Genomic DNA, 16,151 nt, shown 5'->3' with positions numbered 1-16,151 from the left:
ATGTAGGACCGCAACCCGTTGCGGCAGTGTGCGTTGAACAGGGAAGCACCCCAACAGCGGCGTAGGCCGCCAAACGGGAATCCCCGGACCTTTGTCCGGGGAGCACGTCAAGCCCCATCCCGTAGGGTTTTTTAAGTAGTTATCCCTTGTTTTCGGGGAAAAAAGTAACTACCGGACAAGCCCGAAAGCCTTCGGCTTCAACACAACGCGGCGCTTCGCGCCCACCGCGAAACAAGAAATTTCGGTCTCAACATGCGGTCGTCGACCCAGGAGGCTACGCACTGGCCCGTCAGTGGCTCCGTGCGCCCCAAACACCGCGTTGGGCACGTCGCTACACCCCCCGGGTGTGGAGCCGCAGCCTGACGGCCGTAGCCGCGCACGGCTGGGCGGCCGAGGACCTCAACCAGCTGCTGCGCGATTGGGAACGCACCGGTGGCCACTGGATGCCGGCCGAGCCGTACAAGACGATCGGGCTGATGTGCGCGGCGATCGGCTGGCATGAGCGCAACAACTCACTCGACGACCGGCCGGCCGCGCTGGAGTTGGCGATGGAGCAGGAACGCCTACGCCGCCACGAAGAGGAGCGTCGGCAGTTCCGCGCCGAGATGGAAGCTGCTCGCGTGGCGCGGCGTGAAGCGCAGAGCCGGCTCGGTCAGCCAGCGCATCGCGCTGCCCAACAGGTGGCGGCCGAGATCGCCGCGCGTGCTGCGCGCAAGCGTGTGGCCGCCGCCGAGGCCGAGCGCCAGGCCCGCGCCGAGCTCGTTGCACGTGTGCGGGGCCAGCAATGATGATCCAGGGGTATCAAACCGGCTGCCGCGCGCGTTTCGCACGCTTGCCACTGGCTCTAATTTGGTTGCGTGCCAGTGCATTTAGCCTTAAGGGGATCGTTTCTGCTGTCGGCTGCAGAACGTGATGTCTACCGGTACGGCTCCCCCCGCTGTCCGGCACCCAGGGAGCGTTGTCAGGCGTCCGGTGGCGGTGGTGCGACGTACGGTTCACCGAGCGCGTTGGGGTCGAACCGGGGGTCGGTGGGCACCAGGAAGGACGCGAACAGACCGCGCATGTGCTCATAGATCTCATCGCGGGTCCTGCGCAGCACCTCGGTGATGATCTCTTCGAGTTCCACGTTGGTGTAGGCACTCATCGCTTCCGGAGCGATGTCGAGGTCGAGAAGATTGCCCCAGCTGTCGAATCGAGCGCGCACGTCATCATGCAACGTCGGCACGTTGATCCCCTCCACGGCGTCGAGGAACGCCTTGTTGCGGGCGCGCCAGTGCGCAATCGCGGCTTCGGCCTGGGCGACGTACTGATCGTCAGTCAGCGTCATGTCTTCTTATCTCTTCTCTCAGAACGGGATTCGCGCGCCTCAACCCTGCCCTTGACCGGTTCGGCGTTCGGCGGGGTCGTCAGACGCAGCCGCTTCTCTTCGTAGAGGCGCTTGTCATCCTCACCACCGCCGCCGCGGCCGGGACCACCCATCATCGGCGGCATCATGCCCATGGGTGCGCCCATCCCGGCACCACCGCCGGCACTGCTCACTGTCGGGGTTGCGCCCGTTCCCACGGTGGGCGCCGGCGCTACCGCCGGAGCGGCAGCTGCTGAGGCCGGCGCCGCAGCAAGGCCCCCGTCACCCGCCGAGGCAGGCTCGGTATCCCCAGGCTCGGCGCCGCCACCACCACCGTCACCCATCCCGAGATCACCGGGACCGCCGCCCTCGCCCAACGACGGGTCAGACCCACCAGGTTGGCCGCCTGCGAGCCCTTGCAGCGCCGAGGCACCGCCTTGGGCCAGGCCGCTGACGAGCTGGGTACCTGTCTGCTGAACTTGGTTGGCGGCGCCGCTGAGCGCACCGAGGAGGCCGCCGGCCGCGCCAGCGACGACTCCGAGCACCGTGGGCAACAGTGTCTGCAGCATGTCCGCACCGCCACCAGCGGAATCAGCCAGCGGGTTACCCGCCGGACCCGTACCGTCTGCGGCATCACCGGTCGCCGGCGGTGACCCATCCTCGGTGCCCGGTGCCGCTCCTGGCTGTCCCGGAACCCCGGCAGGTGTAGGGGTTGCGATGCCCGGCTCCAGAGGCTTGGCTTGCAGTTGCCCACCGGCGGTGTAGGTGGTGTAGCTGTTGATGGCTTGTTGGTGGGCTGCGGCGAGTTCGGATTGCAGCTGGGCCACGACAGCGGTGTAGCGTCCACCGCTTTGCGCGTTGTGCGCGGCCGCAGAGCGTAGCTTCTGCTCCAGATCAGCGAAGTGTTGCGGGGTGGGGATGTTGGCGCGGGCTTGGCGGAAGTTATTGGCCTGCACGGTCGCATCCCGCGACAAGGCGCGCGACTGGTCGGCGTGGCGGGTGTAGGTCGACTCCAGTGTGGCCAGGTGTGTGCTGGCCTGGTCGGCGGCTGAGGAGTCCCAATTCTGCTCACTGGTCCACCGGGCCGAGCGCACCGACTGGGCGGCTGAATCAAGTTGAGCGGCATGGGCATTCAACGCCTGCGCGGCGGTTTCCAGCGCTTCGGGTCCGGGACCTCCGTGCATGAGTGCGGCGATGTCCTTGCCGGACGTTGGCTGCACCCCCGGGGTCGGAATAGGGGGTGCGAGCAGCGATGGACCGCCGATCGTCGGGGCATTACCCACCGGGACGGAGGTCGCCCGTCCGCGAGAGCCCGCGGCCAGGGACGCGGCGTTGGCTTGTTCCTGGTCTTCGTAGGTGGTGGCGGTGCTGTACATCCGTGAGCTGGCCTCGGCGGTCTTGTGGTTGACGGCCATGGTGGCATTGACCAGCTCACTGATCGAGGCCGATAACGCGTAGGCGATCTTCACCGACGTGGCGTCTGCCGCTGCGGGCGTGACCGCCGGCGCGGGCGCCGCCGCCGCGGAGCTGGCCGTCGACAGACCAGCCCCGGCGGCGCGCACCCCGTCGGGGTCGATGAAGAGATTTGCGCTACTGGCCATGAAGCAACCTTGATCTAGGCCCGCAGCGTCTGCTGATTCTCGTGCTCTTGATCGGCGTAGGTCTGCAGGTTGCTGCGGATGTGGTTGGCGACAGCCTGGGCATTGGCGGCCAGGCGCTGGCCCAGCTCGTGACGAGCAGCCAAGGTGTCGGCGTAAGCCTGCCCGACCGTCGAGGAGCCGATCTTGCCGAAGGCATGCCGGGCAGCTTCAAGGGCGTCGGGGTCAGCGGCCATACGCCGAGCCGCTTCCGCGCTTTCATTCTCCCACCAGGAGGCGTGGTCCTCCCAGGCCTCAAAATCCACCCTCAGCTGGTTGGCCATGGCGTCGTCCTTTCACTCAATGGGTTGTTTGCCCAGCGTAACCCCGGTGCGCGGCGGTTAGCGCGGCCTCAAAAATCCAAATATTTGGCGCGATAGGCGGCGATCTCGGCCTCACTGGGATAAGTGTCATCCGGCGGCATATCGGCACCGAGTTCGTTCATGCGTTGGCGTTGGGCGAAGCGGGCCCGCATCAGCGCCAGCCGGTGCAGGTGCATCAGACGCTCCGACAGGGTCTCTGCCGACCAGGTGGCGTTGACCTCCGGCTCGAGCTGCACCCGCACGACACCGCCGGTGCCGTCCAGTTCCACCAGCAGCAAGCCGGTGCGCGAGGTCTCGACGTAGGTACGTTCGGCCGTCTCGGCTTCTGACTGCATCCTGCGCGTTCCCCTATGCCGTGTGGTTACCGGTCGGCGGGACCGTGGCAACCGAAGCTGATGCCGGTGTGCCGGTTGCTGGCGCCGGCACGCTCGCCTGCGTCCCGCCCCCAGCTGCCGGCGGTCCGGTCCAGCCCAAGAAGTCCGACGAGCTGGGCAGCGCCGAGACGGGTTTGAGCTGGCCGTCTAGCCAGATTTTGCCATTACCCATGTACATCACCGCGGGCTTGGCCTCGAACTGGGCATAGTCGCCGGGCCGCAGACTGTTGCGGTCGACCGGATTCATCACCGGTGAGCCCGCCGGCGGGATCTGACCACCGTAGGCATCACTGACCGACTTCCCGTTAATCACGGCTTCCATCGCGTTCTTGCGCTGGTCGTCAGGCGCGCTCACCGAGGTTCCGTCTGGCAGGGACACGGTGTGGCCATCGACGGACGGTGCCGCAGCGGGCGCGGCCGCCGCTGGGGTACTGGCCACCGGCTGCACCGTGTTCGGATCTGCGGGGCTCTTGGCGTCCTCCTTGCCCTTGTCGGCCGGGGGATCATCGGTTTTGCCCTGGTCGTCTTTGAAGGCGTCTTCGGGCTTATCGGCTTTCCCGTCGCCCTTGGTGTCGGAGAACTTGTCGTCAGTGCTGGCCGGGCCCTGGCCGTTCTTATCGGAGAACTGCGAGGCCAGCCCCGGCAACGCCGAACCCAGCCCGCCCAGGGCGCCGCCCAGCGAGTCCAGCGGCGAACCACCCGCACCGAGGCCGCCGAGCATGCCGGGCAGCGCCGAACCCAGGCCAGCCAGCGACGACAGCGGGTCGGTGCCCATGCCACCCATACCCATCGGGCCCATGCCAGCCAGCGGATCGGTCAGCGGGTCGGTGCCCGCGCCGGCATCGGCCGGTGCACCGGCACCGGGCCCGGCGTCGGCGGGCGGCGGCGCGGCGTCCCCGCCCCCACCGCCGCCGGAAGAGTCTCCCCCGGAGCCGCCCTCGCTGCCGCCTGAGCCCTTGTCTTCTCCCTCACCGGACTTGGGTCCGTTGGTCCGGTATTCCTGACCGAGAGCATCCATGATGGCGGCCTGGGTCTTGGCGTCGACCTGCGAATCGCTGAGCAGCTTTTGGATCTCACCAAACTTCTGATCCATGTACTTCTGAAACGCCATCACCGATGCCGGGTCACCCATTTCGGGGGCGATCTGCTTGGACTTGGCCTGGATGTCGGCCAGGATCGCGTTGACCTTGTCTCGCGCCTGCTGATTGGACTCGAAAATCTGCTTGAGCAGCGTGGCTAGCTTGTCATCGGTCAGGGCGGCGCCGTCGACGTGCTTGTTGTACTGGTCACCGGCATTGGTCGCACCGTCGTTCAACCCGCCAGCCTGGTCTGCCGGCGGAGCCGGAGCAGGCGGGGGTGCAGCGGGCGGCCCGCCGGCTCCGTAGAGCGCAGTGTTGGTGCGCTGCAACGGAGTTTGCGACGGCGGGGGATCGTCATCGCTGAACACGCGACCCACCGCGGTCACCACCTTCACGGCGTTTTCCACCGCCGGCTCGATCACGTCCTCCACAATGTTGGGAAGGCTCGGAAGACCAAAAGTCACGAGCGGACGTCCTCTCTGTTCACCACGTCGCTGTTGTCTACGACGCTAAGCCCGGCTGACCCTCGATAGCTACGGGCGTGGGAACTAATTCAGGGCGTTCCCGCACCACCTCGGTGGCGGTCTGGCGGATGCGGGCGATGACATCGTGGTGACCCACGCCGACCTCCTCCCCGATGGCGCGCAGCGACATCTGTGGGCGCACCTCGAACAGCCGCCACAGAGCCTGACTCAGCGTGGTTTCGGAGTGATTGGTCAACCGACCGCGGCGATGGATCTCGCGGGCCAACGCTAGCCACCGCTGGCCGCGGTCCTGGTCGAGCCGCGCCGGCGGCTCCACACGGCGATGCGGTGCCCCGGCGCCCTCAGCGCGGGAAGGGTTGAAGCGCCACAAGATTTGGACGGCGTGGGTGCTGCCCAAGATTCCGGCAGGAGGGACGCAGGCCACGGCGAACGCCAGAGCGGTCGGCAACGGTGCGCCGGCAGGCAGGATGGCGTGCAGCGCATTGCCGCCAATGCTGACCAGCGCTCCCGCTGCGAGCATGGCCCAGAAGAACTGCCGGTTCTTGCGTTGATCCGGGTACGCCGCGGTCGCCAATATGCCCATCGTCGCCAAAACAATTGCGCCATCGACAATCCCGGGCCACAGATAGGGAAGCCAGCCTGTCCAGCTGCCCGTGCGGCGCGCGAGATCACTCAGTGCCGCGAACGACAGAATGAAACTAGAGACCGCGATCGCGGCGGTAATCGCAACTGCCACGGCTCGACTCGCTCGCACCAAGGATGGAACCTGCGTCGTGCCGGGGTTTGGCTCAGCCGCCTCGAAGCAGGTGTCCATATCGTCGAGCAACCGCCCGGCACGAGAGTCACTGCGGTTGTCGTCGTCGAACCTGATCAAGTCGTCGATTGCGGTCATCTGGTCCCTCCCTTCAGAAAAGGTGCTGACACCACAGACATCCACTCAAGGCGCCGACGCCACCCGTTAATGGACCGCGGCAGCGGAATCCTGTGTGCCGTCTCATCTAACAACCAACCGGCGGGTCTTCGCGACGCCCCAAACACATTGGTAGCCAATACCGACGAAGGCACCACTGCGTACGAACGACGTTGCGTCTCACGGGGCGATACTTCGCCGCTGCAGACTCGACCACAACTCGCCTACCCGGCACACGAACGACCGAAGCCGCGTAGATCAGCACCGCCACACACTGCTGGTCCAAAGACAGGGGCCCAGGCAAAAGCACGGGATGTTTGGGTTTGGCAGAAGAAGTAGCCGCTTGAGTGGGCATGCCCGTCCGTCTTCGGGGAACCTGATGCTCACATGATCGGGCTCCGGTCGAGGGTCCCTATGAGCCCCAAGACGTTGCGTCCGCATCGGGCCGCCCGCGCGCGGCCCAGTCGTAGAGCCCGACACCCAAAACATCTGCATACCCGTCTTTAGGGGATATAAGAAGGGTCGTCGCCGGTTGTAGGACGCCGGTTTCGTCAGGGCCGAGGCAGCGACATCAGATCGGGTTGCGCTCAGCTACGCGTGGATCGCGCCACGCGCACGCGCCTCGTGACCAGCGTGTCTGCGCGGATATTCCGCCACTACATGTAAAACTCACGTCTAACACCAGCACCAGGAGGCTCATCTAGTACGCACAATCTCGCTCGACGCGTGGCTGACGTCCGGAAGCCACGCCGGTGCCACAAACAGAAATCCCCGCCGAAGCGGGGACATCTGACAGTGGTGATCAGAAGCGCCAACTTCTGATCACCGGGCCCAAAAAACCGAATTCTCCGATACCGATCCGTTTGGAACCAGCCACTAGGGCTGGCTCCAGGATAGAGGACGCCCTCGTGAGCCACAATAAAATGCGGCGGTCAGCCGCCCGGGCGCGTGCCTGCGCCGCGAGCGTGGACCATGAACTGCCGGAGTCGGACCAGTCGTGACCACGGTGCAGCGCCGGGACGACTCCACCCAACGCGCTATCCCGCTCCCGCCGGCAGTGGTCTGGAAGCGTCTCGCGCCGTTGATCGCCGCCCCGGGCCGCAGGCGGATGCGGCTCTGGAATCCGGCCACCGACAAATTCAGTGACACAGCGCAACGCACCGATCGCCTTCCTGCGCGCCCAGCCGCGTTGTACCTCTACACGCGCAACCGTACGCAACTGTTATGGCTCGACTTCGATGCCAAACGTTACGGTCGCGCCGCCGTCGAGACCGACATGGCCGCGGCTGCGCAATGGATTACCGACTGCGGTGGAGTTGTCGTCGCCGATCGGTCCACCAGTGGCGGCGGACACCTGATGTGCCCGTTGGCGATCGGGACTACAGCGTCACGTGATGAAATGGCGGCCTTGGTGCGGCTCTTGGCGGCGCGGCTGCCCACACTGGACATCACGCCCAACACCAACGCCGAAACCGGTTGCATGACACCTCCGGGAAGCCCTTGCCGCGAAGGCGGCTACCGCCAACTTTGCGGCACTCTGGACGCGGCGATCGAAGCGTTCACCACACGTTCGCAACCCGACCTGCTACCGCGCCTCTACATGCTGTTGGGCGCGCTCAAAGAGACCAGGCACACCAACCCGGCACCCGAGCGCACTGTCGAGACCTACACCGAGGGCCACGATGACCACCGACGCCTCGCCGTGCCCTACACCCGCACCGATCCCCTACCCGCGGTCGTGGCCAACTACGCCGCCCACGGAACACTCGACAGCGCGCGACCCACCTGGCAGTCCAACCATGAAGCTCGGATGTCGGTCGTCACACAGGCCGTCGCCCGCGGTCACAGCGTCGCCAGCTTGCGCACCATGATCGCCGCCGACGGCCCGTGGCACAACGGGCTTGGCAAGGCCTACCTGCGCTACCACCACCGCGCCGACGAAGCGCTTGCTCGTGATGTCACCAAAGCCTTCACCTGGCTGGCAACCAACGTCTTAAAGTCCTCTCCCCCGCGGCACAAGAGAAAGTACTCACCGGGGGGGCAACAGGGGCCGCGGGGGGTCCACGAGCTTCGGGCTTGGCTTGCGAACGCGACGGCGTGGGCGGATCGAGAATTCGCGGGGAAACGCTACCGCTGGACAGTCCATGCGGTGTTTCAAGGTCTGGCTTTTCACGCCGCAGTGGCAGGAGAACACCGAGCAGGCAGCTGGCTGGTGGGTGTGGGCGGACGTGCGCTATCTCTGGCGACCGGGTTGCTCAGCGAAGACACGGTATGGCGGGTGCTCGCTGACGTGCGTGAACGCCCCGGGGCCCCCCTGCTGCTTGTACGGAGGCATGTGGGACTCGAGGCCGATGTCTACGCACTGACTCGCCAGAATGTCGTCAGCACCAATGCGCACGCCGTAGAGCGGTGCCGCATCGAGGCGGTTCACGAGGCATGGGCCGTGCTCGGTCATCGTCTGCGCCGGATTTATGAACTAGTCACTCACCACGGTATGACCCGAAAACGCGATGTCTACGCGGCGGCCGCGGTTCCCCGCGCCACCGGGGACGTGATGGTGCAGGATCTGCTCGTCGCTGGCCTGATTAGCGTGACCGGCCACGGCACGGTCGGGCCTGGTGCAGAGTCGCTAGATGCGGTGGCTCAACGTCACCAGCTCGGCGAAATCCGAAGCGCGCGGCTACAGAAACACCACGCTGAACGAGTCAGCTGGCGCCGCTGGTTGAGGGAGCGGGAGCAGCTGCGTAGCAGTGGTTCTCAAACCTGCGACCACGATGTGGCGGCTTCTGTGATGAGTGGTGAGCGCCCCGCGCTCATTGACGACTACGATGCATGGCTGGAGTCGGTGATGGCCACCGGGCCGCCCACAGACCTCTACAGCATCGAGCGAGACGCGATCGACATGATCGCTGACCTGCTCGGGGGGCGCATCATCGCCGTTTAGCCGGCCCGTGCAGTGATCCCGGTGCGATTTACGAGGCTTTAGCCCCGGCGCTGTTGAGACCGTCGCAGTAGTCATGGGCACGCTCGAGAAGCTGCTGAACGTAAGGAGTTAGCAGTTCGGCGATCTTGACGTCGTGGTCCTCGGCATATTTGGTCAACGCCGCATGGTCGTGCTCGGTGATGCGCTTCGACACATACTTCGGTGAGGCGCGGTTCTCTCGATGCCGCCAGTTGCCCTGCCGACGGACTCCCTTGACCTCAGTCGTCGTCTCGTTCATCGCAACTCCTCGCTGACCTGGCGTTACACGATTTCGATAACAGAATATCAGTAACATAAAACTGATAACAGATATCCTGTAATAGCATGTCAGGCGTGTCGTACGCACAGTCGGAGAGAGTCCAAGAGCTCTCATCGATCGTATTCGGCCAGAAGCACCGTTTAGCTGTCATGGCCGCCATTGCTCAAAGCGACGGCCTGGTCAACCCGTCCGACCTTGCCGAAGAACTGAATTTCCGCGCGCAAAGCGCCATCCAGGCGCCCCTCAAAGACCTGCAGAGCGCCGGCTTGATCACCCGCCAGGACGGTATGGGACGCGTCTACTACCGCCGTAACCCCCACGCGCTGTGGAATGCCGCACTCGAGCTGCTCGGCCAGGCGCTCGCCGAGGACACCCCTTCACAGCGGGGATCGCGCGCGGCGCGGGAGCTTGACCGGTACTGACACCGGCACTGCACGCGCAGACAGCGCCCAGCTCTGGACCGCCATGACAGCTGCAGCGGCCAGCAACTACACGCGAAGCTTCGCTAACACCGGGAAAACCCGGGCGTATGCCTCCTGGGACGCGCCGATCCACAGTTAACGGCCGATTTATCTGTCAGTGAAATACTGACAGGGTGGCCAGTCGACCGAAAGTGCATCGCAGAGAGGCGAGTAGAGCGATCGCAATGGTGTCGGTTCGACGTCTGAAGGTCGATGACCCGAATCGCTGGCGGCTGCCAGACTCACCAGACTCTGATCCTCGCGAAGTGCTTGACTACCTGCAGAAATATAGCGGGGTCGGGATTCCGCGCTGGGTACTTCAAGCTGACGTATGCGATGCGTTGACGTTGAATAACTGGCTGTGGTGGGAGGACCGGCGTCGGGAGCTGCATTTCTTGCGCGCGGGCCGCGACCGAGGGTTGTTCCTGGCGCAATTGGGTGCGCAGGTCGGTGTGGGCAAACAAGGAGTCCTCGATCGCATCGACCGGTTAGAGGCGCTGCTGCGCTATGACCGACCCGATGAGAAGATCACCCGAACCGCACGCCGCCTCGACCAAGAGGCTCGTCAACGCGCGCCCGGTGAACGGGCCTGGGTGCAGGCTCACCGAGAGGAAATCCTGTCGGTGATCGATGGGCTGGCCCGCCAAGCTGACCGGTTCGCCCTTGACGAGGACAGCCGGGAGTGGCTCGACGAGCTGGTCATCGATGCCCGCGATGATGCGTTGCGCCCGGCCACGATGGTGCTGTTGGGGCTGGCTAGCGCCGACCTGCGGACAACACCCGCGGTGCTCGAGTTAGACAGCAGTCGGCCGTTTGCGGTGCACAGCGTTTTGGCGCGGGCGGACCGGTTACGCTGCGAGTTCGCCGCGATCGGCGCTCGTGAGTCCGATGCGTTGGGGGTGCCGGCCAGGTAGTGAGCTTGTCGCGACGTCAGGGTCCGCAGTCGCGCAGGCTACAGCGATCCACAGAACCGGTTCTCCCCTGTCGTAATCGGGTGGGTAATGGCGCACCAGCATGAGGTTCGCAGGTGCGATCTTGCCTGCGTGTAGTGCGGCGGTGCCGACACCGGTATGAGTCGACGCCTCCTCGCCGGGTGGCGCCCTCCGCCGGGGGCGGCCCCCGGGGTGCTGGCGAGCGGCTTCGGGTTCGCAGTGTGCCGGTACGGGGGGACTTGAAGGGCGTCGACGGGCGACCAGTTTCTCGTCGCAGTGTGTTTGCTGTACTCAATGAATCGGACAGTGCAGGCAACTCTTCAGTCATGCCGTAGCGGAGCGGTGCACTCCTGCGTCGGAAGCTGTGGCTACGACCTGGGGGCGGAGTGCTCAACTCAAGCGGCTGGTGACCGAGTCGCTGATCTGGCCGCTGCGGGCCGCCTCATCCGCGGTATCTCCGCCTACCGGTCAGAGACCCATGTCAACACTTGGCCGAGGCGCACCACGCATGACGCTCACAGCGCTGCCCTGGCGTCACACCCGTTGCCGGTGCGCCCGCGCAGACGTCGTCGAAAGTGACCAGACACAACCTGGAACCCAGCCCGGTCACTCGGGACTTCGCCGGCCGCTTGCCCACGACACGGAAATAGCGACGCGTCCGGTCGCAACACACGGAAGCTGAGGAGTAATACGCTGCGACGTGCCCCGCCTTAGCTCCAGCGGCGCATGCCTCGGATAAGTGTCGCCCAGCGGGAGCGCGACCGAGATCTAGACGTAGTCGCTGGCGGGCAGGGCGGCCCCCAAAGTCGGCTTCATGGCTCATCGACACCCGCCCTACCGGTGGGGAGCTCGTGGTCGGACCCAGTGCGGCCACTTTCTCACCACACCGATGCTTCCTACCGCACCTGCCGCGTGGCGGCAGGCCGAGCGCCCAGACGATCCACGATGTAAGCCTCGCGCCCGGTCGGCTCGCGGATGTTGCAGCGGCGACGGGCTTCCCCGGGCCCGACGCTTAACAGCCTCCCTGCAACGGCCGACCTCGGTGGGAACCCTGGCATTCGGTCGCAATTTCCCGCGGAAAACTGGCATTGCGACACACCGCTGTCCGCGACCGTAACGATCGTTGGGTAGCAACCTTTGGCGTTGTGGTGTGCCGTCAGCTCCGGCACCGACGAAGGCTCGCGCCATCCCGCGCGCCCGCCAACCAGTGCATTCAATTTTGTCGGCTGAACGCAGGCGCCTGCGCGTCGGCGCTGTCCACCGAATCGATGCCGCGCGGCCGGTTTTCCGCGGAAAACTGCTCCGAGCGTCCCGCAATACTGCAGCTCAGGGCGGTTTGGCCGCGACCAAGGCGTGTGGGAGGACCTGCGGCCCAGGCTGGTTTTCCGCGGAAAACCAGCCTTGTTGCCGGGCCGGTTTTCCGCGGAAAACCACACCAGCGACGAGGTCAGCGCGATGCGACTCACGCAAATGTAACGTCATGTTCAGCGTGTCGACGTCGGTACCCCGACCCCTTCGTCGTAACCTTTGGGCACTTGTTTCCGAGTAGGTTGCCGCGTCGCGCAACTGAAGATCAAAGGTTCTCACCCATGAGTAAAGTCACCGTGCTGATTAATCAAAAGGGTGGTGTCGGCAAGAGCACCGCGACCGTCAACCTCGCTGCCGTACGGGCCCACCAGCTCACCGACGACCACTCCCCCGACAGGTTTTCGCCCGTCGCTGCGGTGTCGATTGACCCACAAGGATCAGCAATGTGGTGGGCCACCCAGGTTGACGAGCTGCCCTTCCATCTCGTCCAAGCCCACGACGATCCGCTGGAATGGCTCCAACAACTCAATAACTTGCCGGGGATCGCCGAGGTATTCGTCGACACCCCCGGTTGGTTCGACCTTGACCCCGACGGAGCCGGCGACGGGCTCGGCGACGGGCGCTCCGCAGACGTCATGCGCACCGTATTGGATGTGACCGATGAGGCCCTGGTGCCGATGCACACCGCTCCCCTGTGCTTTGACCCCACTGCTCGTACCATCGCCAAGTTGTTGGAGCCGCGTAACGTCCCCTACCGCGTGTTCATCAACGACTGGGACCCCCGCGACGGTGACCACTGGCTTAACGAGACCAAGAACTTTGTCCGTGGCCGCGGATGGCCACTCATCGACACGGTGATCCGGCACTACAAGATTCACACCAACGCCTCCAATGAGGGCGTGGTCGTGACCCAATACAAGAAATCCGGATCGGCAGCCAACGCGGCTCAAGACTTCTACGACCTGGCCAACGAACTCACCGCAATGGAGGCGCGCGCATGACCCCCCGAGGCGGAGTGAAGTCCTTCGCTGAGCTTGGCGACGCGGTCGGCGACAAGTCGACCGTCGACGGAAGCTTGCCAGCGTCGCTGACTCCCCCACGCGCCGGCCTTTCTCGGACAGTTCCGCTCAAAGACCTCACCGGAAACCCGTATAACCCGCGCGAGTCCCTGGGTGATCTCGACGATTTGCAATCCATCGCCGACATGCAACTGCAGCCCGCCGTAGCCGTCACCCGCGCAGCATTCCTGCAGATCTATCCAGAAGCCGCCATCACGGCGCGCTGGGTCGTGATCCTCGGCAACCGCAGGCTAGCGGCTGCCCACAAGTTCGGCCGCGTCGATCTCGACATCGTGGTGCGCGACGACCTTGCCAAGGACCGCGCAACCCTGCTCACCGCCGTGATAGCTGAGAACGTCGACCGTGCGGGATTCGACGTCATCGAAGAAGCCAAGGCCGTCGAGAGTCTGGTCGCCGAATTCGGCAGCGCCGACGGCGCGGCCGAGCACCTGCACAAGAGCAAAACCTGGGTCAGCCACCGGCGAGCCCTGCTCAAGCTGGCGCCCGAGATACAGGAAGCCACCCGCCGCGGGGAGTTGGCAATCCGCGAGGCCCGCACGCTGGCGCGCGTGCCCGTCGAGCAGCAAGTGCATCGGTGGAACGCCGTGAGGGCTCGAAACGGTAATGATCCCGAAGGCAAAAGTTCAGGGCAGGGGAGTGACACGTCCGCAACCCGGACCCGCGAGCACGGCGCCCAGACGCTTCGTGCGGTCACCAGAGCCATCCGCAACTTCGATGCCGACCCCCATGCTCTGGCCGTAGCCCTACATTCCCAGTTAGGGGATGTCGGCTCTAAGACGCTCATGAGTCAGTTGAAGAAGCTGACCCGATAATCGCCGATGCCAGAGCAGTTTTCCGCGGAAAACTGCCTCCATGCGCACACCAGTTATCGCAGAGGGTGACGAAACCGCCTGTGCAGCAATAGTTTTCGCAAAACTCGAGCTTGATCGACGAATCGCCAGCGACGGGGTAGCCAGAGCGAGTCCAGGGCGGTTTTCCGCGGAAAACTAAACCGGGGGAGCGGCGCCTGCGACCTCCCAAGCCGGTGTAATACCGGCACGGCGACAGCAGCATCGACACGCGCTGCCGAGAACCCGAGGAGCCTGCGCATCGACCGACGACGGGACGGGACGAGCGGAAGCGGCCCCCTGCAACTGCATGACAACGTTAACAACGCGAGTCCGCCACCCCCGACAAGAGGCGGGAGCGGCCGGTGCTCAGGTTCAAAGAATTCGCACCAGGACCGAGCGGGGAGGACCGGAGTCGATCGGTCGAGGGATTGAGGCCCGGTTCGTCGACGACGTCTACCGGCGCCCGCCCGCCGTTTAAGCGTCGTCGGGCGGGGAAGTCCGACGATGTCGGAGCGCCCAAGGCTGACTTCTTGACCTGGTGCCGCACGGCTGGCTTGTGAATCTGGTGTCGGCGGGCCGCTCGGAGGCGGGTGAGGCGATGATGAAAAGCGAAAGCGTCTATTCCTGTCGACGCCACAGGGCTGCACAGCTCCTGCGGCCGAGGCCCGGTGTCTGGCCAACTTGGATACGTACCACCGTCCGGTTGGTTCCTATGGAGGCATGCCGGCACCGGGCACCCCCGCTCGCGACCAGCTCCGCCGTCGGCCAAGGACTGCGTGAGGCGTGAGCACGGTCATCGGGGTCGACGCGCACAAGCGCAGCCACACTCTGGTCGCGGCAAATCCGCTGGGCCGCAAGCTCGCTCAGCTGACAGTCGCGACGACCAGCGAGGGGCACACTGAAGCAGTGCGTTGGGCGCGGGTTCGGTTCGGCTGCGACGTCGTGTGGGGGTTGGAAGATTGCCGCAACCTCACCGCGCGACTGGAGCGAGATCTTCTCGCTGCGGGGCAAAAGGTGATGCGGGTTCCTCCTCATCTGATGAGCCGCTCACGCGCCTCCTCACGAGAGCTCGGCAAGTCCGACCCGATCGACGCCCTCGCGGTGGCGCGGGCAGTGCTGCGCGAACCCGACCTGCCGATCGCCTGCCACGACGAATGCTCGATGGAACTTCGGCTACTTGTCGACCGCCGCGAAGACCTCGTACAGCACCGCGTCGCCCTCATCAGCCGGATGCTCGAGCGCATTCACCAGCTCGATCCCGCCTGGGCGGAGCCCCGCAACTGGGAAGCTAGGAAACCCCGCGAGGAGCTGAAAACCTGGCTCGCCACCCAGCAGGGACTTCTCGCCGAGATCGCCCACGACGAGTTCGACGAGATCGCGAGCCTCATTGACGCCGCACAGGTATTAGAGCGCCGCATTGCCGGGCGAGTGCGCCAGGCGGCGCCCGCGCTACTGGGCATCCAGGGCTGCGGCGATCTGACCGCCGCCAAGATCGTCGCCGAGGTCGCCGGGATCGACCGCTTCAAGAGTGAGGCGGCTTTCGCCCGCCACGTCGGGGTGGCGCCCATTCCGCACTGGTCGGGGGACACCGCCCGCCCGCTGCGGCCCATCCGGCACGGTAACCGTCAACTCAACGTTGCGCTGCACCGCATCGCCATGGTCCAGATCACCCATCCCGGGCCTGGAAGGGAATACTTTCAGCGGCGAGTCGATGAAGGCGACAGCCGGCAACGGGCTCTGCGCTCGCTCAAGCGCCGCCTCTCACGGGTGGTCTATACGCGGATGAAAGCCGACAGTCGTGACCAGGGGAGTAGCCGACGCCTCCCCAGACTGCCGCGGGTGATGATGCTGCCGTTGGCCAGCCTCACCTCCGGCGAGCAGCCGGCGCTCGGCCGTCCGCGGGCGCTGGACTCCTACCAGGTTGCGCTGGCTGCGCGGATGCGAAGTTACGGCGACAAGCCAGCCAGCATCGCCGCCCAGCTCGGCGTTTCCGTCTCCACCGTCAAACGGGTGATCGCGCTCGCTGAAATTCCCCACTGACGCTCATCGAAGTTCCCCACCCGTGTGGCTCCGCCGAGAAGGGCGGGCCTCCCTCGAAGCTGCTGGTGTCTGACGCCAGTTGCTCCATCGAAGGAGGCCCGCTTTC

14 protein-coding genes and 1 pseudogene are annotated in these 16,151 nt (G+C 65.3%); 8 read left to right on the top strand and 7 right to left on the bottom strand.

Annotated features, from left to right (window positions below; genetic code table 11):
• The first annotated feature begins 344 nt into the window (after positions 1 to 344).
• Positions 345 to 788, top strand: coding sequence for a hypothetical protein (locus HPC46_RS32135; protein WP_179476094.1), 444 nt, complete (start codon positions 345 to 347; stop codon positions 786 to 788).
• A 173-nt stretch (positions 789 to 961) separates the two neighbouring features.
• Here HPC46_RS32135 and HPC46_RS32130 read toward each other — a convergent pair whose 3' ends face one another.
• From HPC46_RS32130 to HPC46_RS32105, 6 genes are all read right to left on the bottom strand, one after another.
• On the bottom strand, positions 962 to 1,327 hold the full coding sequence (locus HPC46_RS32130; RefSeq protein WP_179476093.1) for a type I secretion protein TolC: 366 nt from the start codon (positions 1,325 to 1,327) through the stop codon (positions 962 to 964).
• Complete coding sequence (locus HPC46_RS32125; RefSeq protein ID WP_179476092.1) at positions 1,324 to 2,946, bottom strand: PPE domain-containing protein; 1,623 nt, start codon at positions 2,944 to 2,946, stop codon at positions 1,324 to 1,326. The genes HPC46_RS32130 and HPC46_RS32125 overlap by 4 nt, the downstream gene beginning before the upstream one ends.
• A gap of 14 nt (positions 2,947 to 2,960) precedes the next feature.
• Complete coding sequence (locus HPC46_RS32120; protein WP_179476091.1) at positions 2,961 to 3,266, bottom strand: hypothetical protein; 306 nt, start codon at positions 3,264 to 3,266, stop codon at positions 2,961 to 2,963.
• 68 nt (positions 3,267 to 3,334) lie between these two features.
• Positions 3,335 to 3,640 carry a YbaB/EbfC family nucleoid-associated protein gene (locus tag HPC46_RS32115; protein WP_102810427.1) on the bottom strand — a complete coding sequence of 102 codons (306 nt, stop codon included), beginning with the start codon at positions 3,638 to 3,640 and terminating at the stop codon, positions 3,335 to 3,337.
• 13 nt (positions 3,641 to 3,653) lie between these two features.
• Positions 3,654 to 5,222 (bottom strand): DUF4226 domain-containing protein, encoded by a 1,569-nt coding sequence (locus tag HPC46_RS32110; protein ID WP_179476090.1) that lies wholly within the window; start codon positions 5,220 to 5,222, stop codon positions 3,654 to 3,656.
• A 37-nt stretch (positions 5,223 to 5,259) separates the two neighbouring features.
• Positions 5,260 to 6,135: a DUF2637 domain-containing protein gene (locus HPC46_RS32105; RefSeq protein WP_179476089.1), complete on the bottom strand. Its 876-nt coding sequence runs from the start codon at positions 6,133 to 6,135 to the stop codon at positions 5,260 to 5,262.
• 1,015 nt (positions 6,136 to 7,150) lie between these two features.
• On the opposite strand from HPC46_RS32105, the gene HPC46_RS32100 reads away from it, so the two are divergent.
• The gene (locus HPC46_RS32100) at positions 7,151 to 9,097 is read left to right on the top strand and encodes a hypothetical protein (RefSeq protein WP_179476088.1); all 1,947 of its coding nucleotides are present in this window, start codon (positions 7,151 to 7,153) and stop codon (positions 9,095 to 9,097) included.
• 28 nt (positions 9,098 to 9,125) lie between these two features.
• On the opposite strand, the gene HPC46_RS32095 is transcribed toward HPC46_RS32100, so the two are convergent.
• Entirely contained in the window at positions 9,126 to 9,374 is a 249-nt protein-coding gene (locus HPC46_RS32095) for a hypothetical protein (protein WP_179476086.1), read from the bottom strand.
• Between the two features lie 86 nt (positions 9,375 to 9,460).
• On the opposite strand from HPC46_RS32095, the gene HPC46_RS32090 reads away from it, so the two are divergent.
• The 6 genes and pseudogenes from HPC46_RS32090 (at position 9,461) to HPC46_RS36065 (ending at position 16,045) form a co-directional block, all read left to right on the top strand.
• Positions 9,461 to 9,817, top strand: coding sequence for a MarR family transcriptional regulator (locus tag HPC46_RS32090; protein ID WP_179476085.1), 357 nt, complete (start codon positions 9,461 to 9,463; stop codon positions 9,815 to 9,817).
• A 173-nt stretch (positions 9,818 to 9,990) separates the two neighbouring features.
• Positions 9,991 to 10,770, top strand: a complete 780-nt coding sequence (locus HPC46_RS32085) for a hypothetical protein (protein WP_407665590.1) — start codon at positions 9,991 to 9,993, stop codon at positions 10,768 to 10,770.
• A 1,607-nt stretch (positions 10,771 to 12,377) separates the two neighbouring features.
• Complete coding sequence (locus HPC46_RS32080) at positions 12,378 to 13,097, top strand: ParA family protein (protein WP_179476083.1); 720 nt, start codon at positions 12,378 to 12,380, stop codon at positions 13,095 to 13,097.
• Entirely contained in the window at positions 13,094 to 13,987 is an 894-nt protein-coding gene (locus tag HPC46_RS32075) for a ParB/RepB/Spo0J family partition protein (RefSeq protein ID WP_179476082.1), read from the top strand. The genes HPC46_RS32080 and HPC46_RS32075 overlap by 4 nt, the downstream gene beginning before the upstream one ends.
• Before the next feature lie 801 nt (positions 13,988 to 14,788).
• Positions 14,789 to 15,811: pseudogene (locus HPC46_RS32070) on the top strand (IS110 family RNA-guided transposase); the annotation flags it as partial.
• Positions 15,788 to 16,045 (top strand): helix-turn-helix domain-containing protein, encoded by a 258-nt coding sequence (locus HPC46_RS36065; protein ID WP_456320169.1) that lies wholly within the window; start codon positions 15,788 to 15,790, stop codon positions 16,043 to 16,045. The pseudogene HPC46_RS32070 and the gene HPC46_RS36065, both read left to right, overlap by 24 nt.
• Positions 16,046 to 16,151: the final 106 nt, after the last annotated feature.

The organism is Mycolicibacterium vinylchloridicum (assembly GCF_013404075.1).
Taxonomy (GTDB): domain Bacteria; phylum Actinomycetota; class Actinomycetes; order Mycobacteriales; family Mycobacteriaceae; genus Mycobacterium; species Mycobacterium vinylchloridicum.
This window is presented reverse-complemented; position numbering and strand designations above follow the sequence as displayed.